Source organism: Caulobacter sp. S45 (assembly GCF_009765965.1).
Lineage (GTDB): Bacteria > Pseudomonadota > Alphaproteobacteria > Caulobacterales > Caulobacteraceae > CAHJWH01.
The window spans coordinates 119,637-145,741 of the sequence record NZ_LMUL01000003.1 but is presented as its reverse complement, the minus strand read 5'-3'; the positions used below and the strand labels follow the sequence as shown (position 1 = coordinate 145,741).

Genomic DNA, 26,105 nt, shown 5'->3' with positions numbered 1-26,105 from the left:
AGGCTTCCGGAGAACGGCGCTCAAGAGCCGCAGTGCGTGCTTCGAGACGCGGCTATCGCCGCTCCTCAGCATGACGAAGGTTTATGCAACACCAAGGCTCGTCGTGCTGAGGAGCCCCGAAGGGGTGTCTCGAAGGACGCAGCACGCCCACGGTTCTAAGGCCGCCAGTCCCCCAGCGCCGCCTGCCACAAGGTCAGGGCGGAGATGGCGGCGGTGTCGGCGCGTAGGATGCGGGGTCCAAGCGTGGTGGGCGTGACGAAGGGCAGGCCGCGCAGCCGCGTCCGCTCCTCCGGGGCGAAGCCGCCTTCCGGCCCGATCAGCACCGCCCACGGGCCGCCGGGGGGAGCCGCCAGGGCGGCCAGGGCCGGCTGCGCGCGCCCCGTGTCGCCGCCCCAGGGCTGGTCGGGCGCGTCGCCTGCCTCGTCACAGAACATCAGGGCGCGGTCGGCGTCCCAGCCGTCGAGCAGGCGGTCGAGCGCCACGGGCTCGCAGATTTCCGGCACGTCCAGTCGTCCGGTCTGCTCGGCGGCCTCGGTGGCGATGGCCTGCAGTCGCGCCACCTTGATGTGGTCGGCGTTGGTGCGCCGGGTGGTGATCAGGCGCACACGGCGCACGCCCAGTTCGGCCGCCTTCTCGACGATGGTCTCCAGCCGTGCACGCTTAACCAGGGCCATGACCAGGTCGAGGTCGGGCGGAAGCTGTTGAGGTCGTGTCCGCGCCGCGACCGCCAGCCGCCCGCCGCGCTTGCCGGCCTGCGCCAGGACGGCGCGCCACTCCCCATCTCGCCCATTGAACACCAGCAGCTCGGCTCCGGGCTGAAGCCGCATGACGTTGACGAGGTAGTGGGTCTGCTCGACCGACAGGGCGAGGTCTGCACCCCCGGCGAGCGGTTCTGGAACGAACAGGCGGATCATGCCATCACCCCTTTACACGCAGGCCCGTCCCACGCCAGAGCTTCGAAACACGGAGGAAATCCAGGTCGATGCCAGCGTGGGAGATCATCGAACGTCCCGAGCGCGACCAGCTCGGCGAGGCGCCGTTCTGGGACGTCGAGAGCCAGAGCCTGTTCTGGGCCGATATTCCCGGCAAGCAGGCCAAGCGGCTGCATCCGTCGAGCGGGGCGATCACCCGCTGGAGCTTCGAGCTGTTCTGTTCGGCGGTGTTCCCGACCACCAAGGGCGACGCCATGGTGGCCTTGCGCGACGGCCTGTACCGGCTCGACCTGGAGAGCGGGGCGACCAAGGTGTTCGCCAAGCCAGACGCCGACCCCGGCAACCGCTCCAACGAATGCGGCACCGATCCCCAGGGGCGGATCTGGTTCGGCACCATGGCCGACAATCTGGGACCTGACGGCGCGGGCGTCCCGCTGACCCGCTCGTCGGGCGGCCTGTTCTGCGTCGACGCCCAGGGGCGTTCCAAGCAGATGCTGAGCCATGTCGGCATCACCAACGTGCTGTGCTGGAGCCCGGACGGGACGCGCTTCTACACCGCCGACACCCGCGAGGGCCTGGTCTGGTCGTTCGACTACGATCCCGACGGCCCGGCGATCACCAACCGCAAGCTGTTCCTCGACAAGGCGTTTCCCGGCGATCCGGATGGCGCCGCGGTGGACGAGGAGGGCTGTCTGTGGAACGCCCGCTGGGGCGCGGGCCAGGTGATCCGCTTCACCCCCGATGGGCGGGTCGACCGGACGATCGAGCTGCCGGTCAGGCAGCCCTCGAGCTGTTGTTTCGGCGGCCCGGACCTTCGGACGCTCTACGTGACGTCCGCCTACCAGGAGCTGAAGAGCATGGCTCCGGATTCGCTGGACGGTTCCCTGTTCGCGATCCCGCTGGACGTGGCGGGATCGCCTATGCAGCGGTTCGCCGGGTGAGCGACTATTGTTCGAAGGCCTCCGCTTCCCGCCTCCCTCGGGCCTAAACGCCAAGCCCTTCTTTACTCCGGTGGGGTGGCGCGCACCTGCACGGTGATCTTCGTCGACCCGGCCGGACCGAAGCCCAGCATGGCGGGGAAGCTGGTCCCGGCCTTGAGGCCGCCCTTCAGGCCCATCAGCATCATGTGGTAGCCGTTCGGCTCCAGCTTCACGGTCCCGCCGGCGGGGATCTCCAGCCCTTCATCGACCATCTCCATGGTCGAGACGCCGCCCGACATGGCCGAGCGGTGCAGGCCCATCGTGGCGGCCACCGGGGTCGAGCCGCCCATCAGGCTGATGGGTTTGGCGGCGTGGTTGGTCACGGTCAGGTAGATCACGCCGGTGGACATGCCGGGCAGGGCGGGGCGGCTCCACGCATTGCTGACGGAAACGGCTGGCGTCGGCGCGGCTGCGTTGGCTGACGCAAGGCTGGCGAAGGCGACGGGGAGCGCGAGGGCGGCGCCGAGGAAGAGACGCATTATCGGGTCCTGATCAGTGATGCATGTGGGCCATGGGGTCCTCGCCGCCGGCCTCCAGCGTCACGACGGGCGCCGGATGCGGGACCGAACCCCAGGCCGCGCCGGGCGCGGGGATGTCGGTCCAGCGTTCCTCGCCCTTTTCGCAGGTCTGCAGGGTCGGGAAGTACAGCGGGCCAAGCGTTGCGGGCAGCTTCGCCATCAGGGCGAACTCGTCGAACTCATCGTCCGGCAACCGGCCGCGCCAGATCACCGCCGCCACCCGCTCATGCAGCAAGCCGCCGCCTTCGCCCTTCACGGGCTGGGTCAGGGGTTCGCGCTTGATCTCAAGCGTCCAGCCGGGCTTGGGCTGGGGTTTGGCGGCGGTCACGCCTTCAGGCAGGCGGACCTCGACGGCGGTGGTGGCCGCGCCCGCGCAGCCGTGTCCGACGCGGAAGTGGCCAACATAAGAGGCGCCGGCGTGGGCCATGGGCTCGGTCAGCACGACGTGCGCCCCGGCGGCGCCGCAGACCCCCGAAAGGGCGGCGACGAGGGAGACGGACAAGGCGGATTGTCTGAACATGGTCTCCTATCTATGCGGAACCTGGGCGAAATTACGCGCAAAACCCCGTCCTCGGTCCCGTGGATCGATCACACGCCGCGTTTCTCGAAGAAACAGCGCGGCCGCGACCGAAACCGGCCTCCACTTTCCGTGATCACCCTCTAGAAGGAGGGCTTGCAACGCGGAGGCGGCGGGTGTCGACGATCCAGGTCATTCTATTGGCGGTGCTGCAGGGCGTGACGGAGCTGTTCCCCGTCTCCAGCCTTGGTCATGCGGTGATCGTGCCGTCGCTGCTGCACTGGAACGTGGACCAGAACGGAGCGGGGTTCCTGCCCTTCCTGGTGGTGATGCACCTGGGCACCGCGGTCGCCCTGCTGGTCTATTTTTGGCGGGACTGGTGGGACTTCGCGATGGCCGTGCTGCTGAACCGCGGCGCCCGCGCCCAGCAGGACCGCCGGTTGTTCTGGCGGGTGGTGGTGGCGACCATCCCAGCGGTGGTCGTGGGCTTCGCCTTCGAGAAGCTGCTCCGCCACGTCTTCGCCAGCGCCATGATCGCGGCGATCTTCCTGATCGTGAACGGGGTGATCCTGTTCGCGGCCGAGCGGCTGAAGCGCCAGGCGACGCGGCGGATCGACGAGCTGAGCTGGGGCCACGCGCTGTTCATCGGGGTGTGCCAGTGCCTGGCGCTGATCCCCGGCATCTCGCGCTCCGGCACCACCATGGTCGGCGGCTTCCTGTCGGGCCTCGACCACGAGGACGCCGCCCGTTTCTCCTTCCTGACCGCCACCCCGATCATCCTGGGCGCGGCGGTGCTGGAAGTGCCCAAGCTGCACAAGGAGGGCGCTCACTTCAGCACCCAGGCCTGGGGCGCCGGCGTGGTCGCGGGGGCGGTGGCCTATGTCAGCCTGTGGGCGCTGATGCGCTGGTTCAAGAAGCACGAGTTCAAGGCCTTCGACCCCTTCGCCATCTATTGCTGGCTGGCGGGCGCGGTCTCGCTGGCCCTGCTGGCGATGGGGGTGTGACGATGGGTGGATCGCGCCTTTTGGGTTGCGCGGCGGCGGTGGCCCTGGCGGGTGTTCTGGGGCTCGCGGCGGGTCCGGTGGCGGCCCTGCCGATCGCCTTCGACAGCCCCGATCTTCAAGCGCCCGAAACGATCAGCGTGACGGCTTCGGGCCTCATCGCGGGCGGGCCGATCCCGGCGAAATATACCGCCGACGGCAAGAACGTCTCGCCGCCGATGCACTGGACCGAAGGCCCCGCGGGGACCAAGGGCTATGTGCTGATCCTACAGGACCCCGACGGGCACATGGCCGAGGCCGTGATCCATTGGGTAGTCTACGATATGTCCGCCAAGGTGTTCAGCCTGCCCGGCGGCATGCGCAACACGCCCGAACCCACCAATCCGCTGGGCGCGGCCCAGGGCTGGAACTCCCACGACACCGTCGGCTACACCGGGCCCCGGCCGCCGGCCGGCGACGGGCCGCACCACTACCACTTCCAGGTGTTCGCCCTGGATCGCGTCCTGCACGTCCATCCCGGCGCCCATCTCGACCGGGTGCTGGGCGCCATGAAGGGTCATGTGATCGCGCGGGGCGAGCTGGTGGCGACCTATGCGGCGCCCAAACCGGCGCCAAAGCCCGAGCCCCAGCCCTAGCGGCATAGTCGCAACGGCCGGCGCACGTCCCTCCTGGTGTGAAGGATCGTCCTCGACCTGCTCACGCTTTTGCGCCTGATGATTTTGTTGGCGGGAAAACGATACGTTGGTCTTGAACTTGCATAACAGTAATTAAGTACGAGCCTCAATCTGAGGTTTGTATTTTCTTAGTTCGCGTCATGGTGTAGTTCAGTGCGTAAATCCTCTGGTTCATTTTGGGGACTGAAAGACGTCCTGGTCGCCATCGCCACCGACCCGATTCTATTCCTGCCGCTGCTGGTCGCCATGGGACTGTGCACGGTCCTGGGCGTGATTGTCTGGTTCGCGATCCGCTAGGCGAGGGGCCAGCGCCCGATCCGCCCGATCAGGCGCTCGCCTGTTTTGCAACCTGCGGCATTGGCGCTGCGGCGGCGCGGGCGGCGTAGCGGCGGGCCAGCACCGCGCAGACCATCAACTGAATCTGGTGGAAGATCATCAGCGGTACGATCAGCAGCCCGACCTGGGCGGCGGGAAACAGCACGCCGGCCATGGGCACGCCGGATGCCAGGCTCTTCTTGGAGCCGCAGAAGACGATGGTGATCTCGTCCGCCCGGTTGAAGCCCAGCAGCCGGGCGGCCCAGGTGGTGAGCGCCAGCGCCGCGCCCAGCACCACGCCGTCGAGCAGCAGCACCATCAACAGGTCCTCGCCGGATAGCCGCCGCCACAGGCCCTGGACCACGGCGGCGCTGAAGGCGGTGTAGACCACCATCAGGATCGAGCCGCGATCGACCACGCCCAGCATCGCCTTGTGCCTGTCGACCCACCGCCCGATCAACGGACGCGACAGGTGGCCGGCGACGAAGGGGACCAGCAACTGCAGCGCCACGCCTTCGACCGCCGCGACCTCGTTGCCGCTGCGGCCGTGCGCGCCCATCAGCAGGGCCGCCAGCACCGGGGTCAGGAAGATGCCGATCAGGTTGGAGGCCGAGGCGCTGCACACCGCCGCCGGCACATTGCCCCCGGCGATCGAGGTGAAGGCGATCGAGGACTGCACCGTGGACGGCAGCAGGCACAGATAGAGCACGCCCGCGCCGATGGCGGGCTTGACCACCTCCGGCGGGGCCAGGCGCGTCAGCAGCCCCATAGCGGGGAACAGCAGGAAGGTGGAGGCTAGCACCGCCAGGTGCAGCCGCCAGTGCCCGATCCCCTGCACGATCGCCTCGCGCGACAGCTTGGCCCCGTGCAGGAAGAACAGCAGCGCGATGGCGCAGGTGGTCAGGGTCTCGAACACCGGCTGCGCCCAGCCCCGGCACGGCAGCATCGTCGCCAGCGCCACGGTGCAGAGCAGGGCGAGGGTGAAGTTGTCGGGACGCAGGCGCGCCAGCTTGCTCATTCGATCAGGCTCAGTCGTGGTCCTTGACGTCCTTGGGCCGGTAGGGGGCTTCCAGCGCCGTCGTCTCGGCGTCGCTGAGTTCGATCTCCAACGCGGCCAGGGCGTCGGGCAGGTGGTGGGCCTTGCTGACGCCGACGATCGGGGCGGTGATGGTCGGGTTGGACAGCACCCAGGCCAATGCGACCTGCATGTTGGACACGCCACGCTCCTTGGCCACCTTGGTCAGGGCGTCGACCACGTCGAAGTCGTCGTCGCCGTAAAGCTTGTCGGCGAAGGGGTCCGAGCCCGAGCGGGTGGTCTCGCCGCCGCCGCCGCGCTTGCGGTTGCCGGCCAGGAAGCCACGCGCCAGCGGCGACCAGGGGATCACGCCGATGCCGTCCGCCTCGCACAGCGGCAGCATCTCGCGCTCTTCCTCGCGATAGACCAGGTTGTACTGGGGCTGCATGGAGACGAACCGGGTCCAGCCGTTCAGGTCGGCGGCGTGGTTCATCCGTGCGAACTGCCAGGCGAACATGGACGAGGCGCCGATGTAGCGGGCCTTGCCGGCCTTCACCACGTCATGCAGGGCCTCCATGGTCTCCTCGACCGGGGTGTCGTAGTCGAAGCGGTGGATCTGGTAGAGGTCGACGTAGTCGGTCCCCAGCCGCTTCAGGCTGGCGTCGATGGCCGACATGATGTGCTTGCGCGACAAGCCCCCGGCGTTGGGTTTCTCGCTCATGGGGTGGAACACCTTGGTGGCGATGACCACCTCGTCGCGCTTGGCGAAGTCCTTCAGCGCCCGGCCGGTGACCTCCTCGCTGACGCCGACCGAGTACATGTCGGCGGTGTCGAAGAAGTTGAAACCCGCTTCCAGCGCCTGCTTGAAGAAGGGCCGGCTGGCCTCTTCGTCCAGCACCCAGTCCCGCCAGCTCTTGGCCCCGTAGGTCATGCAGCCGAGGCACAGGCGCGAAACCTTCAGGCCCGTGGCGCCGAGATTGACGTAGTCCATGGTGGGTTTCTCCGCTGGGATGGGGCGGTACATATGCCGCATCCCGCCGGAGCGTTAGGCCGGATTGCGGGGGCTCGGGCGATAATGGTTATCGCGTCTGCGTGTCGAGATCGGGGGGAGTCGAAACCCCGGCCGCGTTCATGTCCGGGTTCCGGCTCCGCCCGTCTCGACTTGAAGTGGCGGATGCGCGAGGTTTGCAGAAGCGGGGCAGGTGCGCGCCCGCGTGTTTGATGATCCAGCTTGCGAGGTGGCGCCGGTGGTGCAGGACGTCGAGGCCCTCGAAGGCGGTATCGAAGCGTTTCACAGGGCTGTGCTGCAACGTGCGGGCGGCGTCTGGTTCGATTTCGAACAGCTCGTCCGGGAAGTTTATTGCGAGGTCGTGCGGCCCGGCGATCGGGTGCTGGACGTGGGCGCCAACAATGGTGACCATACCTTCCAGGTCGCGCCCTGCGTCGGTGCGCGGGGAAAGGTGATCGCCGTCGAGGCGGCGCCGGATTTGGCGGCGAAGTTGCGGCGACAACTCGCGACCCATTATCCGGCCTTCGCCAACATCGTCACCATCATCGCCGCCGGCGCCTATGACCGGGCGACCACGGCGAGCTTCTTCCAGGTGCCAGGCCACGGCGGTCTGAACAGCCTGAAGGACAGGCCCAATGTCGGCTTCGAGAAGGTCGAGGGCACGGTCGAACTCGTTCGGCTGGACGACGTGGTTGAGCTCGCCGGCGAACCGATCTCCTTCGTGAAGATGGATATCGAGGGCGCCGAGCTGTTTGCGATGCGCGGGGCTGTGCGCCTGCTGGATGCGTTCAAGCCCGTGGTCGTATTCGAATTCGACGTGATCTCGGCTCGCGCCTTCGACTACGACGCGGCCGACCTGCTCGAGTTCCTGCGACCGATGGGCTACCGGGTCTATGATTTCTTCGGCGTGGAGATGGAGCGCGCCGAGAATTTCGAACGCTCCCAGGTCTGGAACTATATCGCCTTTCCCGAGGGCTCGCCCCTAAAGGGACGGGTGCTCGACCGCCTTCGAAAATACATGCTGGATACGTTCGGGGTGGACGTCCCCACGGTGCGTTGACGCCACCGGCCGCGTCTTGCCAGGCTTCAGCCTCGGATCAACAGCTCTACCGTCGCCGCAAGGGCGGCGATGGCCAGGGCCAGCGCCGCATAGGCGATGCGAGACGCGCGGCGCTGGACCACGACGGTCGCCGGAAGGGACGTCTCGGCCTTGCGCGCGAGGCTTTCGGCGACCCGCAGCACACGCTCGCCCAGGTCGTGCACGCGACGAACCGGCGACAGTTCGCGCGCCATCCAGCGCTCCACCACCGGGCGGGCCGCGGCCCAGATGTCGTGCTCGGGGTCGATGCGGCGCGCCACGCCCTCCACCGCCACCATGGTCTTCTGCAGCAGCACCAGTTCGGGGCGCAGGTGCATGCCGAACAGTCCGGTGATCTCGAACAGCTGGCCGAGCAGCCGGCCCATCGAGACGTCCTTGACCGGTCGGCCGAATATCGGTTCGCCCACCGCGCGCAAGGCCTGGGCGAACAGGGCCACGTCCTGGCCGGCGGGCACATAACCGGCCTCGAAATGCACCTCGGCCACCCGGCGATAGTCGCGCCGCAGGAAGCCCCAGAGGATCTCGGCCAGGAAGCGCCGGGCGTCGGCGTCGAGCCGGCCGACGATGCCGTAGTCCACCGCCTCCACGATGGCTGGGGCGCTGACGAACAGGTTGCCCTCGTGCAGGTCGGCGTGGAAGACGCCGTGGTCGAGCGCCTGGGTCAGGAAACCGCGGGTGACGTGATTGGCCAGCGCCGGCCGGTCCAGCCCCGGCAGATCGAGCGCTTCGGGGCGCGACAGGGGCGTGCCGTCGACCCACTCCAGGGTCAGCACCCGTTTGGCCACGCCTTCCCAGATCACCTTGGGCGCGCGCATGTGGCTGCTCTCGGCCATCACCTCGCCGAGTTCGCTGCAGGCGGCCGCCTCCAGCCGCAGGTCCAGCTCCAGCTCCAGCGAGCGGGCGACGGTCAGGGCGAAGGCGCGCGGCTCTAGCCGGCGCAGCGGTGGCGCGAGCCATTCGGCCAAGGCCGCGCCCAGGTGCAAGGCGCCGATGTCGGCCATCACCCGCCGCTCGACGCCTGGACGCAGCACCTTAACCGCCACCCGGCGGCCGTCGATCATGACCGCGGGATGGGCCTGGGCGAGCGACGCGGCGCCTATGGGCGGCTGGAAGTCGAGGAACAGGCTGTCGATCGGCCGTCCCAGCTCGCTCTCCACCTGGGCGCGGGCGACGGCGAGCGGGAAGGGCGGCAGGCGGTCCTTCAGGTGGCCCAGGTCGTCGACGAATTGCTCGCCGAAGATATCGGCGCGGGTCGACAGCAGCTGGCCGAGCTTGATCGCGGCGGGGCCGAGTTGCTCGAACGCGCGGGCCAGCCGCTCGCCGGGCCGTCCTGGCGCCTTGCTTCCGCCCGCGAGCATCCGCAGTGCGCCGGCGCCGAACCGGGCCGTCGCCGGCAACAGGGACGCCACCTCGCGCGGGGCGAGCGCATCATGGCGCGCCAGCACATAGCCGGCGACCACCAGGCGCAGGGCGGAGGCGATGCGTGAGGGCATCTGTTGCTAGATCGCCCAGCCGTGGTGCAGCGCCGCCACTCCGCCGGTGAAGTTGGTGAAGGTCACGCGCGAGAAGCCGGCCGTCTCCATCATCGCGGCGAAGGTCTGCTGGTCGGGGAAGCGGCGGATGCTCTCCACCAGGTACTGGTAGCTGTCGCGGTCCTTGGCCACCCACTGGCCCACGGCCGGGATGACGCTGAAGGAATAGGCGTCGTAGGCGTTGCGCAGCGCCTTGGCCGGCGGACGCGAGAACTCCAGGCACAGGAAGCGGCCGCCGGGCTTCAGCACGCGTCGGGCTTCGCGCAGCGCGGTGGGGATGTCGGTGACGTTGCGGATGCCGAAGGCGATCACATAGGCGTCGGCCGAGGCGTCGGGCAGGGGCAGGCGCTGGGCGTCGCCGACGGTCCAGGCGATCTCGGGCTCGGTCACGCGCTCGCGGCCGACCCCGATCATCTCGGCGTTGTAGTCGACCACCAGGATCTCGGCGTCCTCGCCGCCGCGCCGGGCCTGGGCCTGGCGGGCGAGCTTGGCGAGGCGTCTGGCGATGTCGCCCGTGCCGCCGGCGCAGTCGACGATGCGCTCGCCGGGCTGGGGGTTGAGGCGGGCGGCGGTCATGTCCTTCCACACCCGGTGGACGCCTGCGCTCATCAGGTCGTTCATCAGGTCGTAGCGGGAGGCGACCCGGTCGAATACGCCGCGCACGAGGCGGGGTTTTTCGTCGGGCTCGACATCCTTGAAGCCGAAGGTGGCGCGGGTTCCGGTCATGGAGGCTGCTTAGCGCAGGAGGGGCGGGCGCGTCACGTCGGTTATGGCGATTGGCCCCTCTCCCCTTGCGGGAGAGGGTGGGACCCAGCTCTGCTGGGAGGGTGAGGGGGCGACGGATGTTTACCGTCCGATACCGCAGCGGGACCCCTCAACCTTCCCACGTGTCTATCGACACGCGGGCCACTTCCTTCTCCCGCAAGGGGAGAAGGAAAAAGCGCGCCCTCAATCCGGCACGTTCGCCTCAAGCTCCGCTAGCCACACCGCCGGCGAGGCGTCGCTGGGCATGCGCCAGTCGCCGCGCGGCGAAAGCGATCCGCCCGAGGTGATCTTCGGGCCGTTGGGCATGGCCGAGCGCTTGAACTGGTTGGCGAAGAACCGCTTGAGGAACAGGGCCAGCCAGCGCTTGATCTCGGCCAGGTCGTAGGCGCGCCGGGCATCGGCGGGGATGTCCCTCGGCCACTCGCCCGCGCCCGCATCGCGCCAGGCTTGCCACGCCAGGTAGGCGATCTTGGACGGCTTGAAGCCGTAGCGGGTGAAGTAGAACAGGTTGAAGTCCTGCAGCGGGTAGGGCCCGACCATGGCCTCGGTGGACTGCCCCTTGCCGTCCTCCCCGGCGGGGACCAGTTCGGGGCTGATCTCGGTGGCGACGATGGCGTGCATCACCGCCGAGGCCTCCGCCCCGAACTCGCCGGACTCGGCGGCGAAGCGGATCAGGTGTTGGATCAGCGTCTTGGAGACCGAGCCGTTGGGGTTGTAGTGGCTCATCTGGTCGCCCACCCCGTAGGTGCACCAGCCCAGCCCCAGCTCCGACAGGTCGCCGGTGCCCAGCACGATCCCGTCGTAACGATTGGCCAGCCGGAATAGGTAGTCGGTGCGCAGGCCCGCCTGCACGTTCTCGAAGGTGACGTCGTAGACCTTCTCCCCGCGCGCGAAGGGATGGTCGAGGTCGGCCAGCATCTGGCGGGCGGCGGGGCGGATATCCAGTTCGGCGGCGGATACGCCCAGCGCCTTCATCAGGGTCCAGGCGTTGGACTTGGTGCCGTCCGAGGTGGCGAAGCCCGGCAGGGTGTAGGCCAGCACATTGGTGCGAGGCAGGCCCAACAGGTCCATGGACTTGACCGCCACCACCAGGGCCTCGGTGGAGTCCAGGCCGCCGGACACGCCGATGACCAGCTTGTCCACGCCGGCTGCGCGCAGGCGCTCGGTCAGGCCCTGGACCTGGATGTTCCAGGCCTCGTAGCAGTCCGCCGCCAGCCGCGCCGGGTCCGACGGGACATAGGGGAACCGTTCCAGTTTGCGCTTGAGCGCCATCGGCTCGGTCGGCGGGGCGAAGTCGAAGCGGACGGTGCGCCAGGGCGGCGCTTTCAGCCCGGCCTGTACGGCGCTGTCGCCCCAACTGCCGGTGCGCATGCGTTCCGAGCGGATGCGGCCGAGGTCCACGTCGACCACGGCCAGGGTGGATTCGCGGGCGAAGCGCTCGGTCTCCACCAGGTCGTCGCCCATCTCGAACACCGACGCCTGGCCGTCCCAGGCGAGGTCGGTGGTGGATTCGCCTGGTCCCGCCGCCGAATAGGCGTAGGCGGCGATGCAGCGGGCCGATTGCGAGGCGCACAGCAGTTTGCGCATCTCCGCCTTGCCGATGACGATGTTGCTGGCCGACAGGTTGAGCAGCAGTTCGGCCCCCGCCACCGCCGCGATGCCGCTGGGCGGATTGGCGGTCCAGACGTCCTCGCAGATCTCCATATGGAAGGTGAACGGGCTTGCGCCCTCGGCCCGGAACAGCAGGTCCAGGCCGAACGGGGCTTGGGTTCCCGCCACGTCGATCTCGGCCCCGAACATCCCGGAGCCCGAGGCAAAGTGGCGGCGCTCGTAGAACTCGCGGTAGTTGGGCAGATACAGCTTGGGGACCACGCCCAGCACCTTGCCCCGATAGATCGCCACGGCGGTGTTGTAGAGCCGCCCGCCATGCAGCAGCGGCGCGCCGACCACGATCACGGGCAGCACCTCGCGGCTGGCCTCCACCAGACGCGCGAGCTGGGCCTGCACGGCTTCCAGAAGGGCGCCCTGCTGGAGCAGGTCGTCGATGGCGTAGGCGCTGACGCCCAGTTCGGGGAACAGCAGCAGGGCGGCGCGGTCCCGGTCCCCCCGGCGGACTAGGTCCAGCATCTGATCGGTGTTGAACACCGGATCGGCGGGACGTAGCCGCGGCACGCAAACGCCCAGCCGGATCAGGCCGTGGGCGTAGGGGGAATCGAAGGGCAGGGTCTGGGTCATGACGTGTCCGGCGGCGGCCTCGTCCTGCGGCATGCTGGGACGAAGCCGCTCAGAGATAGGTGTTTTAGCCCAAGGCGCCCGGGTGCGTCAGGCCCCAGCCATTTTCATCGACAGGCGAAGCATCCATCGCCTATCTGCATCCCATGCCCGAGCTTCCCGAGGTCGAGACCGTAAGGCGTGGACTGCAGCCCCATCTTGAGGGCGCGCGGCTCGTGCGGGTGGAGCAGCGGCGGCCGAACCTGCGCTTTCCGCTGCCGGACGACTTCGTGGCGCGGTTGACGGGGGCGACCATCCAGCGGCTGGATCGACGGGCCAAGTACCTGCTGGCGCCGCTCGACACCGGCGAGACCCTGGTCGCCCACCTCGGCATGACCGGCCGTTTCCTGATCGAGGACAATAGTCCCGCTCGTTTCGTCCACGAGGCCGGCGGCGATTCCAAGCACACTCATATCGTCCTGCACACCGAGCGCGGCGCAACCGTCTCGTTCAACGACGCCCGCCGGTTCGGCTACATGGACCTGATCCCGACCGTCGAGCTGGAGCGCCACGCCTGGTTCGCCGGGCTTGGACCCGAGCCGCTGGGGCCGGAGTTCGGGCCGCAGGTGCTGGCCCAGGGCTTCGCCGGCCGCCGCCAGAGTGTCAAGGCTACCCTGCTCGACCAGCGGGTGGTGGCGGGGCTCGGCAACATCTACGTCTGCGAAGCGCTGCACCGGGCGGGGATCGACCCGGAACGACAGGCGGGGGACATCCGCGCGGCCGAGCTCAAGCGGCTGGCCACGGCGGTGACGACCGTGCTGGAGGCGGCGGTCGAGGCCGGCGGCTCCACGCTCCAGGACTACCGCAACGCCGAGGGCGGCCTGGGCTATTTCCAGCACGCCTTCCGTGTCTACGGTCGCGAGGACCAGCCCTGCCTGAAGCCCCGCTGTTCGGGTGTGGTGCGGCGGCTGGTGCAGAGCGGCCGGTCAACCTTCTTCTGCGCGACCTGCCAGCGCTAAGGCATGATGGCCCCATGATCCGAATCGCCCGGTTCCGCTCTCGTCTGTTCGCTGCGATCGCACGCCTTGCGGCCGCCGTCGTGGGCGGCTTGGCCCTTGCAGGCGCCGCCTTGGCGGACCCGCCGGTCTGGCACGTGCAGGAGGCCGGCGGCGGCCACATCACCCTGTTCGGATCGGTTCACCTGCTGTCGGACGCCACCCGTTGGCGCAATCCGGCGCTCGACGCCGATCTGGCGGGTTCCAGCGCCATCTGGTTCGAAATCCCCTTCGACGCCGCCTCTCAGGCCGAGGCGGGCAAGCTGGCGCTGCAGAAGGGGTTGCTGCCGGCGGGCCAGACCCTGGACCAGCTGTTGCCGCCCGAGCTCTACGCCCGCACCGCCACCCTGGCTGCACGCGAAGGCCTGCCGGTCGCTTCGCTCCAGCGGCTGCGGCCGTGGATGGCCGAACTGACCCTGTCGCTGATGTACTTCCAGAAGCAGGGCGCGCGGGCGGACCTCGGGGTGGAGGACCAGCTATCGGCTGGCGTCTCGCCAAACGCGACGCGGGGGGCCTTCGAGACGGTGGATAGCCAGATCGACCTGTTTTCTAGCGACCCCGTTCCCGAGCAAATCGCTTCCCTGCGCGAGACCCTGGACGAGATCGACAAGGACCCCGACATCTTCGACCGCATGGCCAAGGCCTGGGCGGCGGGGGACGTCCGGGCCGTCGAACGCGACGCGATCGACCCGATGAAGCGCGACGATCACGCCCTCTACGAACGCCTGATCGTGGAGCGAAACCGCCGCTTCGCCGCGCGGATCGCGCAGCTGGCCCAAGAGGGGCGCAACGTCTTCGTGGTGGTGGGGGTCGGCCATCTGATCGGGTCGGAGGGGGTGCCGGCGATGTTGCGCCGCGATGGCCTGAAGGTCGATGGACCCTGAGGCGGCTGACTTCCGATAGCCGTGTCGGATGCTAGCCGTTGCAGCTGGCGCCGGAGCCGGTGGTCGCATATGCGATCGAGGCGCCTTGGCGAGGCTTGAGATAGAAGGTGTTGCTGAAGTTCAGCGCATTCGGAATAAAGTAACTCACCGGTGATGTGAAAGCGTACTGCCCCTCCGACATGATGACGCTGTCGCCCGGGTTGGTGAGCAGGCTGCTGATGGTGACGCCGCCAGGGGTCGTCGCGCCAGTCTTGGGCACCACCACGGTGTTCTTCGCCATGGGCGTCAAACCGTTCTGGCCGGAGGGCGTGCAGCTCCAGATCGCCTGGATGCTGTTGTCCGCCTGCATGACCAGGCTGGTGGCTCTTAACAGAAGGATGGGCGTGGAGCTGCTTCCGGAGGTTGAGGGGTAGGGGGCCATGATGTCGACGGCGGCCTGGAAGTTGTTGGCCATGAGGCTGGGGTTGATCGTCGGCGTGGGCAGGGCCGGGGTGGCCGGGGTCTGGGCGACGAGATCGCCGACGGTGGAGATGGCGTGATCGGTTTTGCGCGCCGCCATCAGCGCCGAGGACAGCTCCGCCATCCCACAGTAAAGCAGGATCAGGACCGGCGCGATCAAGGCGAATTCTATGGCCGAAACGCCGCGAGCGTCCCTGAGTATTGGCCGAATGAACGCGGCGGCTCGATTTTTTGGCACGGCCACTATCCCTGGGTGCAGTTGGCGGTGGTCGTGCCAAAGGGCTCGGTGTCGAACACCTCGGTGGAAACCAGGAGATGCTGGCCGGTGCCGGGGTAGGTTTGCAGGCCGCCGTACAGGAAGGGCGTGAGCAGCGTCCATTTATAATAGGCGGTCATCACGTTGGTTGTTTGCGCCCCACCTGAAGTGTCCTGTAGTTTGGTCGGATCGAAAGAGGCGCCCGTCGTTGGACTGGGGGAGCTTGCGCCGGTGAACGAACTGAACGTGCGGATATCCACGTAAAGATTGCTCATGCACTGGGCCTGAAGCCACGACATGTTGTTGCAGATATTCTGCTTCAGGTTGTTGACGGCGACGGTGTCGCTGGAATTGTCGATGCACTCCTGGCCGGTGCGGAACTTGCGTCCTTCGATGGCCGTGGCGTTGTCCAGGCTGACATTGACCATGAAGACCAGCGCCAGTTCCAGGATCGCGAAGATCATGAAGATGAACGGGCCCACGACGATGGCGAATTCCACCGCGGTGGCGCCGCGCTGATCCGCGCGCAGGCGTCGGAACGCCTTCGCCAGCGATCCTGTCAGAGCTTTTCGCGTCTGCGTTTTGCTTATCGGCATGGGGGAGGGGAAGGTGTCAGGGATGGGCTGCTGGAGCCGCGGGGGCGGCTCCTCCGCCCGGATGTTCGTTCTGGGCGCAGCTTGCGGCGCAGGTGAAATCGGTGCGGTCGACGCCCCGGTAAAGGGCCACGGTGGCGTTGGAGCGCGTCACCGTAACGTCTCCGGAAAAGACCGTCCGGCCCGCCTTGTCCAGCACCACGATGTCGGTGGAGCCGAAGCTGCGGCCAAGCACGTAGACTGCGTTCGTGCCGACCACGGTCACGTCCGCCACGCCGGGATTGCCCACCACCACCGACGCGGCGCCCTGCACCGGCAAGCGGGTGGAGTGATCCAGCGTGACGTTCAGGCTTGCGGCATGGGCGCCGCCGGCCAGGGCCGTCAACGTCAGAACGATAGGGACGATCATGGAGCGCATGGACGGACCTGCGGGAAACTTCGCCACAAAATGCTCCGCAAGCGTCAACAAAGTCTCAAAACGCCGCTGGATTAAGGGTGCGACTCCGGCGACCGCCGGGACGGGGCTCCCGCCGGGCGGTGGAGGACGTCCACACGGGCGGCCCGAGGCAGCCTCTATAGCCATTGTCGCGGGCGTCATCGGCCACGCCGCCGGAACGTCCCGGGGACATCCCCCTCTCGCGTGCGCTTCCGCGAGAGCCTCGTCCTCTGTTCCCTGTTCCCGAATAAGGAGGCGGCTGGTGTATATAATGGCGGTGCTTTCTTAGGGTGATTTAGAAGTAAATGAAGATAGTAAATCGATGTAAACTAAATAATCATAGATGTCGCAGGCGGCTTTCACTCCACATTAAGGAGCTGCGGGCATGTTGGCCTGGTGTTGAGGGTCAAGCGGGCAAGAACGGCTCGGGACCCGTTTTCCGCTTGTGCAACTAGGAGATATACAATGTCGAAGTTTGTCACGCGCTTCCTGACCGACGAATCCGGTGCGACCGCCATCGAGTATGGTCTGATCGCCGCCCTGATCGCCGTCGTCATCATCGCCGGCGCCACCACCCTGGGCAGCAACCTGGGCGCCACGTTCAACAAAGTCTCCAACGGCGTTTCCACCGCCAATAGCTAGTACGCCTATTTTGCAGAGAGTAGATTTTGGGCCGTGGCGATTTCGTCGCGGCCCTTTTTACTTGGGGGTGTCATGTGTTGCCATATTCGAAGCTTCTTCGCCGATGAGGCCGGCGCAACGCTGGTCGAATATGGCGTGATCGTCGCTCTGATATGCGTAGCTATAATCGGAGCCTTAAACGCCATTTCTTCCGGCCTATTGACGGCTTTTGGCATTGTATCAAATAATCTCATTGGGCATTGAGCAGCGACGCGATCAACCGTTCCTTCAGACAGACGGCGCATAAGACGAACATCAGCCGGAGTCCGCCACTATGACGGCCGTTCAAATCGTACTTGTTTCGGTCTTCCCGGCTGGGGTCATCGCCGCGGCCATGACCGACGCGACATCCTACACCATTCCAAACCGCCTCTCGGCCTTCCTGGCCGCGGCCTTCATACCGGCCGCACTGGCGATGGGCGTGTCGCCTCAGGTGTTCGCCGTTTCCGTCGGGTTGGGGGTGGTCGGTCTGGCGCTTGGGATCGCCATGTTCGCCTTGCGCTGGATCGGCGGCGGCGACGCCAAGCTTCTGGCCGCGTGCGCGCTTTGGCTCGGATCGAGCGCGGTCGCGCCCTTCCTGCTCTGGACCGCGATCGCTGGAGGGGTGCTGGCGCTCGGCCTGATGTCCCTGCGCAAATCTCCTCTGCCGCTTTCGAGTTTCGGCCCGGCCTGGTTCGGGCGGCTGATGAAGCCCGGCGGGGACGTCCCCTACGGAGTCGCCATTGCGGCGGGCGCGCTGATCGCCCTTCCGGGCGCGCCCTTGCTGAGCCACCTTCACAGATCTTAACGCGCTTACTTAGGCGAGCGTTAACCAGCCGGGCGCATGTTCCCCTGGCGGCGAATGGATTCTGAAGAGGCTGCGCTCCGGCGTGCGCCCCTGGAAAGATCGGAACATGAACACCACACGCATGGCGATCCTGGTGGTCGCCTTGATTGCGGGCATAGCTTGCGTGGGCGTCGTACTGCACGGCATGGCCTCCGCGCGCCGTGTCGCGCCCGTGGTGATCGCCGCACCCGTTCAGCCTCATCCCGTCGTGCGGGTGCTGGTCGCCAAGCACGACCTCAATGTCGGCGACAAGGTCGGTCCCGACGACATGTCCTGGCAGACGTGGCCGGCCGAAGCGCTCAATCCCGCCTTCATCACCGACGGTCCGCCTAGGACAGCGCCGACCGGCCAACTCGCCGGCAAGGTCGATCAGGCCGCCGACGCGGTCAAGGCGGCCATGTCCGATCCCGCGAAGGGCGCCGGCGCGAGCCTGATCGCCTCCATCGTGCGCGAGCGCATCATCGCCAACGAACCCATCGTTCGGACCAAGCTGGTCCATCCGGGCGCCGGCGGGGTGATGGCGGTGACGCTCGATCCCGGCATGCGCGCCGTCGCTCTTCCGCTGACGGCGGAAAGTGCTGCGGGCGGCTTCATCCTTCCCGGGGATCATGTGGACGTGCTGCTGACGCGCACGCTTGACGCCAGCGCGTCCGCCTCCTCCGGCGTTCCGAACGGGGGCGGGGGCAATCAGACCCACGTCACCAACACGATCATGAAGAATGTGCGCGTGCTGGCGATCGACCAGAGCATCGGGGCGCCCAAGACCAACGCGGAGATCGGCGCCACCGCCACGGTAGAATGTACCGCCTCTCAGGCCGAGTACCTGGTGGTGGCCAAGGCGTCGGGTAGCCTGACCCTGATGCTGCGCTCCTATGCGGACGCCGCCGGCCCAGCCGAGATCGGCGTCCAGCCGCACCGCATCGAGGCCGATAACGTCGTGCGCGTGTTCCGCACCTCCGCCTCTACTCCCGTCACGGTGACCCAATGAGCAAGGTGTTTCGTCCCGCGCCTTTGGGCTCCGCGCCGATGAAGACGGCTCTGGCGCATCTGGCGGCCTTAGCTGCGGTCGGCGCCGCCGTGCTCGCCCACGCCGCCGGCGCTCGCGCCGCCAGCCCGGCCCCCTGGCGCGACATGGCCGCCCCACCCGCCGCCGACGCCTCCCTGGCCGGCGCTCCGGCCGTTTCCCCCAATCAGACCGTCGCCCTGGACCTCCACGGCGCGGGCGTGCGCAACCTCGCCCTGCCGCGCGGCAAGTCGGCGGTGATCGAACTGCCGGTGGATGCGCGCGACGTCCTGGTCTCGGACCCCGCCACCGCCGACGTGGTGCTCTCCAGCCCTCGCCGCATCTATGTGCTCGGCAAGAAGTCCGGCTCGACCGACGCGGTGTTCGTGGACGGCATGGGCCATCAGATCCTGCGCCTCAACATACGCGTGGACCAGGATGTTTCCGCCGTCGCCGAGACCTTGAACCGCGTCCTGCCGGGCTCTTCGGTGCATGTCGAAGCGCTCAACGATTCCCTGATCCTCAGCGGCGAGGTCCCCAACGCCAGCGACGCCGACAAGGCCGTACGCATCGCCGCCAGCTTCGTCGACAAGCCGGAAAAGGTGTTGAACATGCTCGCCGTCGCCGGACCCGAGCAGGTGATGCTCAAGGTCCGCATCGTCGAGGTGAACCGCCAGATCGTGAAGCAGCTGGGCGTAAACTTGAACGCCCTGGTGGCCCACGTCGGCAACTCGCGCTTCGACCTGGCCGACGCTGCGACCTATGGCATCAACGGTTCTTTGCTCGGGGGGCTCACCAGCGGCAGCTACACCTATACGAACGGCGCACAGACGGCGACCGGCCAAGCGGCTCTGCAAGCGTTCGAGCAGGCCGGACTGGTGCGCACTCTCGCAGAGCCCGATCTCACCACCGTCTCCGGCGAGGCCGCGAACTTTTTGGCCGGGGGCGAGTTCCCTGTCCCCGTCGGTGAGGATAGCACGGGCCGTATCACGGTCACCTTCAAGCAGTTCGGCGTCGGCCTGGGCTTTACGCCCGTGGTCCTGTCGGCTGGGCGGATTTCCCTGAAGATTTCGACGGAATACTCCCAGCTCACCAACGTCGGCGCCCTGACCCAGCAAGGTTCGTCCAGCACCAGCGTCGGCTCGAGCACCCCGACGACGACGCCGACGACGGGCGGCACGACCAGCGGCGGCGGCTCGACCATCACCACGACGCCCACCGTCACCATTCCAGGCCTGAGCATCCGCCGGGCGCAGACGGTGGTCGAACTACCTTCCGGCGGTTCCATGATGATCGCGGGCCTGCTCGAATCCATAACCGGAAGCGATATCGCCGCCTTGCCGGGTCTGAGCCAGCTGCCGGTCCTGGGGGCGCTCTTCCGCTCGCGCGACTACCAGCAGAGCGAGACCGAACTGGTGGTTATCGTCACGCCCTATCTCGTCAAGCCCAGCCGGCCCGACCAGCTCCAGACACCAGCCGACGGTCTGGTGATCGCCGACGACGCTTCGACCTATCTGCTCGGACAACTGAACAAGTCCATGGGGACCGCCGCCGCCCCGACCACCGCCGGCAAAACCTATAAGGGACCCTTCGGCTATGTCGTCCAGTGATCCCATGCGCCGCAGCCTGCTCGCCTTGGCTTCCATACTGACCTTGGCGGCCGGGCTGGACGGCTGCGCCACGAAGCGCGACGCGATCCTGGCAGACCAGCCGCCCGCCGTCACCCCGACCGAACAATACGCGCTGAAGGTGACCACCGCACCGGAGCAGATCGCCATCGGGCTGCACGCGGAGGGGCTTTCGCCCAACCAGCAGTCCGCCCTGGCCCAGTTCGTCAGCGAATGGCGCGACAATGGCGGTGGCGATGTCGTGGTCCGCACGCCCAGCGACGCCCCGGCCATCCTGCTGACGAAGAAGATCGCAGACCAGATTTCCGCCTATCTGCAGCATTTGGGCGTGCCGTCCGACCACGTGCAGGCCAGCGCCTACGTCGCCGGACCCGATGCGACCCAGGCCCCGGTGCTGGTGAGCTACGACAGGTTCGAGGCGACCGGCCCGCGCTGCGCGAACCGTTGGGACAGTCTGATGGCCCACTTCGACAACCAAGCCTATGCCGCTTTCGGTTGTTCTGTCACGGCCAACATGGGCGCGCAGATCGCCAATCCGCGTGACCTGATCGCACCTGCGGTCGTGACGCCGGCCGATAACAGCCGGCGCGCCGTGGTGTTGGGAAAATACCGCAACGGCCTGGTCACCTCGACGACGTCCGATGATCAGGCGTCCGGCAAGGTTTCGGCGGCTACATCGCAATGATCTATTTTAAGAGCTTGCGTAGCGGGAGAGCCTCATGACGCGCACCGCCAAGGCCGATTTCGGACAGATCGGTTTCGACGAGGACTTCTCGGGCTTCGACGTGGACGACGACTTCGCCATGCCGGCCGCCGCTTCCAACACTCCGATCGACGTCTCCGCGTGGGAAGAACCGGACCTAACCCTGGCCGCTCCCGACGTGGAGCTTCCGGCCGTCGAAACCTCGACCATGGCCGTCAACCCCATGGGCGCGCTGCTCATCGGCGGAGAAGCCGCATTGGGCGAGGCGGCGGTGCCGCGCATCAGTATCCACGTCTTCTTCCAGCGCAGCGAGACCGAGGCGCTGGCCGAGCAGATGAAGGGCGACCGCCGTCTGGCGCGCGCCAGCACGGTGATCCGTGGCGGCAGCCTGGATGACGCGTTGGCCCTCTACCAGAACCAGCCCACGCCTTCGTTGATCCTGGTCGAAAGCACCGCCGACGCGGCGTCCCTTCTGGCCGGGCTCGACCGGCTGGCGGAGGTCTGCGACCCCGGCACCAAGGTGGTGGTGATCGGGACCCACAACGACATCCCGCTCTATCGCGAGCTGATGCGGCGTGGCGTGAGCGAGTACCTCGTGCCGCCGATGCAGACCCTGCAGCTCATCCGCGCCGTCACCACCCTGTATTCCGATCCGGCCACGCCCTTCATCGGCCGCACCCTGGCCTTCGTGGGCGCCAAGGGGGGGGTGGGCTCGTCGACCCTAGCCCACAACATCGCCTACGCCATGTCCGAGCAGACCCAGGCGTCGACCGTGATCGTGGACTACGACCTGCCGTTCGGCACCGCCGGACTCGATTTCAACCAGGACCCGCTGCAGGGTTTCGCCGACGCCCTGTCAAAGCCGGATCGACTGGACCCGGTGCTGCTCGATCGGATGACCGCGCGCTGCGGCGAGCGGTTGAGCCTGTTCGCGGCCCCGGCGTCGCTGGACGACGATCACGACTACAGCGCCGACACCTACGAAGAGGTGCTGGGCAAGATCCGCGCGACCGCGCCCTATGTGGTGCTCGACCTGCCCCACATCTGGACGGGTTGGATGCGGCGCACCCTGTTGGCGGCCGACGACGTGGTGGTGGTGGCCTCGCCCGATCTGGCCTCGCTGCGCAACGCCAAGAACCTGCTGGACCTGGTGCGCAAGGGACGTCCCAACGACCACCCCCCGCAGCTGATCCTGAACCAGGTCGGGGTGCCGGGCCGCCCCGAGATTCCCGTGAAGGACTTCGCCAAGGCGCTCGGCCTGGAGCCCTCGCTGGTGCTGCCCTTCGACGCCAAGCTGTTCGGCCAGGCCGCCAACAACGGTCAGATGATCCAGGACGTCAACGCCAAGTCCAAGGTGTCCGAGGGGTTGGCGCAGTTCGCCCAGCAGCTTTCCCGCCGGGAAGCGGCGACGGCGGCGCCCAAGACCGCCAAGTCGCTCATCGAGCGGCTGCGCAAGCGCGGCTGAGGAGCGTCAGTTCATGTTCGGCAAGCGTAGCCTCGACGGTCCGACCAAGTCGGCCGCCCCCCCGCCGCCGCCCCCAGGCGGCGCGGAGATCGCCACGCGTCCCCAACGCAAGGAAGCGCCCCGCCCGCTCGAGGCGGCCATGGTTCCCGCGCCCAAGCCCACGGCGGCCTCCAGCGGGCCACGGGCCACGGCGGCGCTGGAACAGCTCAAGGCCGCGCAGGGCGGTGGCGGCAAGGACGGGGCGGTCACCGAGATCGTCCGTGAGCAGAGCGACTACTACCACGCCACCAAGACGACCATCTACACGGCCCTGCTCAACACCATCGACCTGGCCCAGCTGGCCCAGCTCGATGTACGCGCGGCGGCTGAGGAAATCCGCGACATCGTCGCCGAACTGGTGGCGATCAAGAACGTCTCCATGTCCGGCGCGGAGCAGGAGCACCTGGTCCAGGACATCATCAACGATGTGCTGGGCTATGGTCCGCTGGAGCCCCTGCTGGCCCGCGACGACATCGCCGACATCATGGTCAACGGCGCCGGCCGGGTGTTCATCGAAGTGGGCGGCAAGGTTCAGCTGACCAATGTCCGCTTCCGCGACAACCAGCAGCTGATGAACATCTGCCAGCGGATCGTCAGCCAGATCGGCCGTCGCGTCGACGAATCCAGCCCGATCTGCGACGCCCGCCTGCCGGACGGCTCGCGCGTCAACGTCATCGGTCCGCCGCTGGCGCTGGACGGTCCCACCCTGACCATCCGGAAGTTCAAGAAGGACAAGCTCACCATGAGCAATCTGGTGGGCTTCGGCTCCATCAGTCCGGAGGGGGCGCGGGTGCTGGGCGTGATCGGCGCCTCGCGATGCAACGTGCTGATCAGCGGCGGTACGGGTTCGGGTAAGACCACCCTGCTCAACACCATGACCGCCTTCATCGACCCGACCGAGCGAGTCATCACCTGCGAGGACGCGGCCGAACTGCAGCTGCAGCAGCCCCACGTGGTGCGCCTGGAAACCCGTCCGCCCAACTTGGAAGGGCAGGGCCAGATCACCATGCGCGACCTGGTCAAGAACTGCCTGCGGATGCGTCCCGAGCGGATCATCGTCGGCGAAGTCCGCGGACCCGAGGCGTTCGACCTGCTGCAGGCCATGAACACCGGCCACGACGGCTCCATGGGCACCTTGCACGCCAATAGCCCGCGCGAGGCGATCAGCCGGATCGAATCGATGATCACCATGGGCGGCTACGGCCTGCCGTCGCGCACCATCCGCGAGATGGTGGTCGGCTCCATCGACGTGATCATCCAGGCCGCGCGCCTGCGCGACGGCTCGCGCCGAATCACCCACATCACCGAGGTGGTGGGCCTGGAAGGCGACGTGATCATCACCCAGGACCTGTTCGTCTACGAGATCACCGGCGAAGACGCCAATGGCGGCGTCGCCGGGCGTCACCGTTCCACGGGCATCGCCCGCCCGCGCTTCTGGGATCGGGCGCGCTATTACGGCCTGGAGCGCGAACTGGCCGACGCCCTGGACGACGCGGAGTAGCGCCGATGATGCTGCTGATCCTGGTCGGCGTTCTCGCCTTCATCGCCATCGGCGGCGCCGGCTACGCCCTGGTCGGCGGCGAGAGTTCCCAGACCAAGGGCCTGAAGCGGATGCAGGCGGCGACGAGTCCGGCCGCCAAGTCGGAGCGCAGCCGCACGCCCCAGGACGCCGCGGCCAACCGGCGCAAGCAGATCCTTCAGAACCTCAAGGCCGTCGAACAGCAGCAGCGCAAGAAGACGGTGACCCTGGAGGGCCGACTGAACCAGGCCGGCCTGAACCCCAATGTCCGCACCTTCTGGATCATCAGCGGCGTCCTGGCGATCATTCTGAGCTTGGGCGCGTTCGCGGTCAGCCACAATCCGCTGATCGGGCTTGGCGTGGGTTTCGCCGGCGGCCTGGGACTGCCGAGATGGGTGCTGGGTTTCCTGGGCAAGCGGCGGTTGAAGAAATTCACCGCCGATTTCCCCAACGCCACCGACATCATCGTCCGGGGCATCAAGTCGGGCCTGCCGGTCAACGACTGCCTGAAGGTGATCGCCCGCGAAAGCCCCGAACCCCTGGCCGGCGAGTTCAAGAAGCTGGTGGAAGGCCTGTCCATGGGGCAGTCGGTCGAAGAGGCGCTCGACAAGCTGCATGGCCGCATGCCGACCTCGGAAGTGCGCTTCTTCTCCATCGTCCTGTCCATTCAGCAGAAGACCGGCGGCAACCTGGCCGAGGCGCTCGGCAACCTGTCGGTGGTCCTGCGCGCGCGCAAACTGATGGTCGAGAAGATCAAGGCGATGTCGGGCGAGGCCGTGGCCTCCGCCGCCATCATCGCCTCGCTCCCGCCGGGGATCATGATGCTCGTGTCGCTGACGACGCCGAACTACATGGCGCCGATGATCGCGGACCCTCGCGGTCACATTATGCTGATGATCGGTGCGTTCTGGATGGCGTGTGGCGTGTTCGTCATGCGCAAGATGATCAACTTCAAGTTCTGAGGGCGCGAGATGTTCGATCCCGTCAGCCTTCTGGACAACCCGCTCAACATCATGGCGGCAGCCACCGCCATGGTCTGTTTCGGCACCGTCGCCACCCTGGCTGCGCCCCTGCTCCGCGGCGACAAGCTGGAAGGCCGGTTGAAGTCGGTCGCCAACCGGCGCGAGGAGCTTCGCCGGCGTTCCCGCCAGCAGATCCGCGACGGCAGCCTGCGCCATGTGGACGAGAGCCTAGCCAAGAAGGTCGTGGATCGATTCCAGCTCAACAAGCTGCTGGAAGACCCCAAGGTCGTGGACAAGCTGGCCCGGGCGGGCCTGCGCGGTCCCCGGCCGATCTCCACCTTCTACTTCTTCCGCCTGTTGATGCCGTTCATCCTGGCGGTGCTGGCGGCGCTGTATCTATTCGTGCTGCACGCCACCCATTGGACGACGCAGGTGCGCTTCGTCGCCGTCGCCGCCCTATTCGTGGGCGGCTACTACGCGCCCAACCTCTATCTCCAGAATCGCATCGGCAAGCGGCAGGCCTCGATCATGGCCGTGTTCCCGGATGCGCTGGACCTGCTGCTGATCTGCGTGGAATCGGGCATGTCGATCGAGGCCGCCATCCAGAAGGTGGGCGCCGAAATCGGCGCAAGCTCGATCGAACTGGCGGAAGAACTGGCCCTGCTCACCGCCGAACTCAGCTACCTGCCCGAGCGTCGTATGGCCTACGAAGGGCTCGCCCGACGCACCGGCCATCCGGGGGTGAAAGCCGTGGTGACCGCTATGATCCAGGCCGAACGCTACGGCACGCCGCTCGGCAGCGCGTTACGGGTCATGGCCAAGGAGAATCGCGAGATGCGGATTGCGGCGGCGGAGAAGAAGGCGGCGCAGCTGCCGGCCAAGCTGACCGTGCCGATGATCTTGTTCTTCCTGCCGGTGCTGTTCATCGTCATCCTGGGGCCGGCGATCATCAAGGTGCAGGACACCCAGAAACACAACCATGCGGCCGCTTCGGCCACGCCCGGAAAATGACCGCCTAGGGTGTGATG

Annotated in this window: 28 protein-coding genes; 17 read left to right on the top strand and 11 right to left on the bottom strand. The window is 67.4% G+C overall.

Annotated elements, in window-relative coordinates; translation table 11 throughout:
* Positions 1-155: 155 nt before the first annotated feature.
* Positions 156-914 (bottom strand): 16S rRNA (uracil(1498)-N(3))-methyltransferase, encoded by a 759-nt coding sequence (locus tag GSQ87_RS02180; protein WP_158912924.1) that lies wholly within the window; start codon positions 912-914, stop codon positions 156-158.
* A 68-nt stretch (positions 915-982) separates the two neighbouring features.
* On the opposite strand from GSQ87_RS02180, the gene GSQ87_RS02175 reads away from it, so the two are divergent.
* Complete coding sequence (locus tag GSQ87_RS02175; protein WP_158912923.1) at positions 983-1,873, top strand: SMP-30/gluconolactonase/LRE family protein; 891 nt, start codon at positions 983-985, stop codon at positions 1,871-1,873.
* Between the two features lie 62 nt (positions 1,874-1,935).
* Here the strand turns inward: GSQ87_RS02175 and GSQ87_RS02170 are convergent, their stop codons facing one another.
* Both GSQ87_RS02170 and GSQ87_RS02165 read right to left on the bottom strand, forming a co-directional pair.
* Positions 1,936-2,391 (bottom strand): copper chaperone PCu(A)C, encoded by a 456-nt coding sequence (locus GSQ87_RS02170; protein ID WP_158912922.1) that lies wholly within the window; start codon positions 2,389-2,391, stop codon positions 1,936-1,938.
* Between the two features lie 13 nt (positions 2,392-2,404).
* On the bottom strand, positions 2,405-2,950 hold the full coding sequence (locus GSQ87_RS02165) for a YcnI family protein (protein ID WP_158912921.1): 546 nt from the start codon (positions 2,948-2,950) through the stop codon (positions 2,405-2,407).
* Positions 2,951-3,123: 173 nt separating this feature from the next.
* On the opposite strand from GSQ87_RS02165, the gene GSQ87_RS02160 reads away from it, so the two are divergent.
* From GSQ87_RS02160 to GSQ87_RS02150, 3 genes are all read left to right on the top strand, one after another.
* Positions 3,124-3,951: an undecaprenyl-diphosphate phosphatase gene (locus GSQ87_RS02160; RefSeq protein WP_158912920.1), complete on the top strand. Its 828-nt coding sequence runs from the start codon at positions 3,124-3,126 to the stop codon at positions 3,949-3,951.
* 2 nt (positions 3,952-3,953) lie between these two features.
* Complete coding sequence (locus GSQ87_RS02155; RefSeq protein WP_158912919.1) at positions 3,954-4,583, top strand: YbhB/YbcL family Raf kinase inhibitor-like protein; 630 nt, start codon at positions 3,954-3,956, stop codon at positions 4,581-4,583.
* A gap of 192 nt (positions 4,584-4,775) precedes the next feature.
* Positions 4,776-4,919, top strand: coding sequence for a hypothetical protein (locus GSQ87_RS02150; RefSeq protein WP_158912918.1), 144 nt, complete (start codon positions 4,776-4,778; stop codon positions 4,917-4,919).
* Positions 4,920-4,947: 28 nt separating this feature from the next.
* On the opposite strand, the gene GSQ87_RS02145 is transcribed toward GSQ87_RS02150, so the two are convergent.
* Both GSQ87_RS02145 and GSQ87_RS02140 read right to left on the bottom strand, forming a co-directional pair.
* A complete protein-coding gene (locus GSQ87_RS02145; protein ID WP_158912917.1) occupies positions 4,948-5,955 on the bottom strand; it encodes a bile acid:sodium symporter family protein in 1,008 nt (335 codons plus the stop codon).
* Between the two features lie 10 nt (positions 5,956-5,965).
* Complete coding sequence (locus tag GSQ87_RS02140) at positions 5,966-6,976, bottom strand: aldo/keto reductase (RefSeq protein WP_254062703.1); 1,011 nt, start codon at positions 6,974-6,976, stop codon at positions 5,966-5,968.
* Between the two features lie 178 nt (positions 6,977-7,154).
* Here GSQ87_RS02140 and GSQ87_RS02135 point away from each other — a divergent pair, with 178 nt between their 5' ends.
* A complete protein-coding gene (locus GSQ87_RS02135) occupies positions 7,155-8,021 on the top strand; it encodes an FkbM family methyltransferase (RefSeq protein ID WP_158912916.1) in 867 nt (288 codons plus the stop codon).
* Between the two features lie 26 nt (positions 8,022-8,047).
* Here the strand turns inward: GSQ87_RS02135 and ubiB are convergent, their stop codons facing one another.
* The 3 genes from ubiB to GSQ87_RS02120 all read right to left on the bottom strand — a co-directional run bounded on the left by ubiB (position 8,048) and on the right by GSQ87_RS02120 (position 12,625).
* Positions 8,048-9,553, bottom strand: coding sequence for a 2-polyprenylphenol 6-hydroxylase (ubiB, locus tag GSQ87_RS02130; RefSeq protein ID WP_158912915.1), 1,506 nt, complete (start codon positions 9,551-9,553; stop codon positions 8,048-8,050).
* 6 nt (positions 9,554-9,559) lie between these two features.
* Positions 9,560-10,318 carry a bifunctional demethylmenaquinone methyltransferase/2-methoxy-6-polyprenyl-1,4-benzoquinol methylase UbiE gene (gene ubiE, locus GSQ87_RS02125; protein WP_158912914.1) on the bottom strand — a complete coding sequence of 253 codons (759 nt, stop codon included), beginning with the start codon at positions 10,316-10,318 and terminating at the stop codon, positions 9,560-9,562.
* Between the two features lie 222 nt (positions 10,319-10,540).
* A complete protein-coding gene (locus tag GSQ87_RS02120) occupies positions 10,541-12,625 on the bottom strand; it encodes an NAD(+) synthase (RefSeq protein WP_254062702.1) in 2,085 nt (694 codons plus the stop codon).
* Between the two features lie 110 nt (positions 12,626-12,735).
* Here GSQ87_RS02120 and mutM point away from each other — a divergent pair, with 110 nt between their 5' ends.
* Both mutM and GSQ87_RS02110 read left to right on the top strand, forming a co-directional pair.
* A complete protein-coding gene (gene mutM / locus GSQ87_RS02115) occupies positions 12,736-13,587 on the top strand; it encodes a bifunctional DNA-formamidopyrimidine glycosylase/DNA-(apurinic or apyrimidinic site) lyase (RefSeq protein ID WP_158912913.1) in 852 nt (283 codons plus the stop codon).
* Between the two features lie 14 nt (positions 13,588-13,601).
* Positions 13,602-14,507, top strand: a complete 906-nt coding sequence (locus tag GSQ87_RS02110) for a TraB/GumN family protein (RefSeq protein WP_158912912.1) — start codon at positions 13,602-13,604, stop codon at positions 14,505-14,507.
* A 31-nt stretch (positions 14,508-14,538) separates the two neighbouring features.
* Here GSQ87_RS02110 and GSQ87_RS02105 read toward each other — a convergent pair whose 3' ends face one another.
* The 3 genes from GSQ87_RS02105 to GSQ87_RS02095 form a co-directional block, all read right to left on the bottom strand.
* A complete protein-coding gene (locus tag GSQ87_RS02105) occupies positions 14,539-15,204 on the bottom strand; it encodes a TadE/TadG family type IV pilus assembly protein (RefSeq protein ID WP_256375862.1) in 666 nt (221 codons plus the stop codon).
* A 5-nt stretch (positions 15,205-15,209) separates the two neighbouring features.
* Positions 15,210-15,722, bottom strand: coding sequence for a TadE/TadG family type IV pilus assembly protein (locus GSQ87_RS22645; RefSeq protein WP_158912910.1), 513 nt, complete (start codon positions 15,720-15,722; stop codon positions 15,210-15,212).
* A 112-nt stretch (positions 15,723-15,834) separates the two neighbouring features.
* A complete protein-coding gene (locus GSQ87_RS02095; protein WP_158912909.1) occupies positions 15,835-16,260 on the bottom strand; it encodes a pilus assembly protein N-terminal domain-containing protein in 426 nt (141 codons plus the stop codon).
* A gap of 456 nt (positions 16,261-16,716) precedes the next feature.
* On the opposite strand from GSQ87_RS02095, the gene GSQ87_RS02090 reads away from it, so the two are divergent.
* The 10 genes from GSQ87_RS02090 (at position 16,717) to GSQ87_RS02045 (ending at position 26,088) form a co-directional block, all read left to right on the top strand.
* The gene (locus GSQ87_RS02090; RefSeq protein WP_158912908.1) at positions 16,717-16,893 is read left to right on the top strand and encodes a Flp family type IVb pilin; all 177 of its coding nucleotides are present in this window, start codon (positions 16,717-16,719) and stop codon (positions 16,891-16,893) included.
* A gap of 72 nt (positions 16,894-16,965) precedes the next feature.
* Positions 16,966-17,136 (top strand): Flp family type IVb pilin, encoded by a 171-nt coding sequence (locus GSQ87_RS02085; RefSeq protein WP_158913004.1) that lies wholly within the window; start codon positions 16,966-16,968, stop codon positions 17,134-17,136.
* 70 nt (positions 17,137-17,206) lie between these two features.
* Complete coding sequence (locus tag GSQ87_RS02080; protein ID WP_158912907.1) at positions 17,207-17,719, top strand: prepilin peptidase; 513 nt, start codon at positions 17,207-17,209, stop codon at positions 17,717-17,719.
* 106 nt (positions 17,720-17,825) lie between these two features.
* Complete coding sequence (gene cpaB / locus GSQ87_RS02075; RefSeq protein ID WP_158912906.1) at positions 17,826-18,746, top strand: Flp pilus assembly protein CpaB; 921 nt, start codon at positions 17,826-17,828, stop codon at positions 18,744-18,746.
* Complete coding sequence (locus tag GSQ87_RS02070; protein ID WP_305764183.1) at positions 18,743-20,371, top strand: type II and III secretion system protein family protein; 1,629 nt, start codon at positions 18,743-18,745, stop codon at positions 20,369-20,371. Before cpaB ends, GSQ87_RS02070 begins: the two co-directional genes overlap by 4 nt.
* Positions 20,358-21,074: a CpaD family pilus assembly protein gene (locus GSQ87_RS02065; protein WP_158912905.1), complete on the top strand. Its 717-nt coding sequence runs from the start codon at positions 20,358-20,360 to the stop codon at positions 21,072-21,074. The genes GSQ87_RS02070 and GSQ87_RS02065 overlap by 14 nt, the downstream gene beginning before the upstream one ends.
* A 34-nt stretch (positions 21,075-21,108) precedes the next feature.
* Complete coding sequence (locus GSQ87_RS02060) at positions 21,109-22,557, top strand: CpaE family protein (protein ID WP_158912904.1); 1,449 nt, start codon at positions 21,109-21,111, stop codon at positions 22,555-22,557.
* A 13-nt stretch (positions 22,558-22,570) separates the two neighbouring features.
* Entirely contained in the window at positions 22,571-24,097 is a 1,527-nt protein-coding gene (locus GSQ87_RS02055; RefSeq protein WP_158912903.1) for a CpaF family protein, read from the top strand.
* Between the two features lie 5 nt (positions 24,098-24,102).
* Positions 24,103-25,077 carry a type II secretion system F family protein gene (locus GSQ87_RS02050; RefSeq protein ID WP_371416632.1) on the top strand — a complete coding sequence of 325 codons (975 nt, stop codon included), beginning with the start codon at positions 24,103-24,105 and terminating at the stop codon, positions 25,075-25,077.
* A gap of 9 nt (positions 25,078-25,086) precedes the next feature.
* Positions 25,087-26,088, top strand: coding sequence for a type II secretion system F family protein (locus GSQ87_RS02045; RefSeq protein WP_158912902.1), 1,002 nt, complete (start codon positions 25,087-25,089; stop codon positions 26,086-26,088).
* The last annotated feature ends 17 nt before the right edge of the window (positions 26,089-26,105 follow it).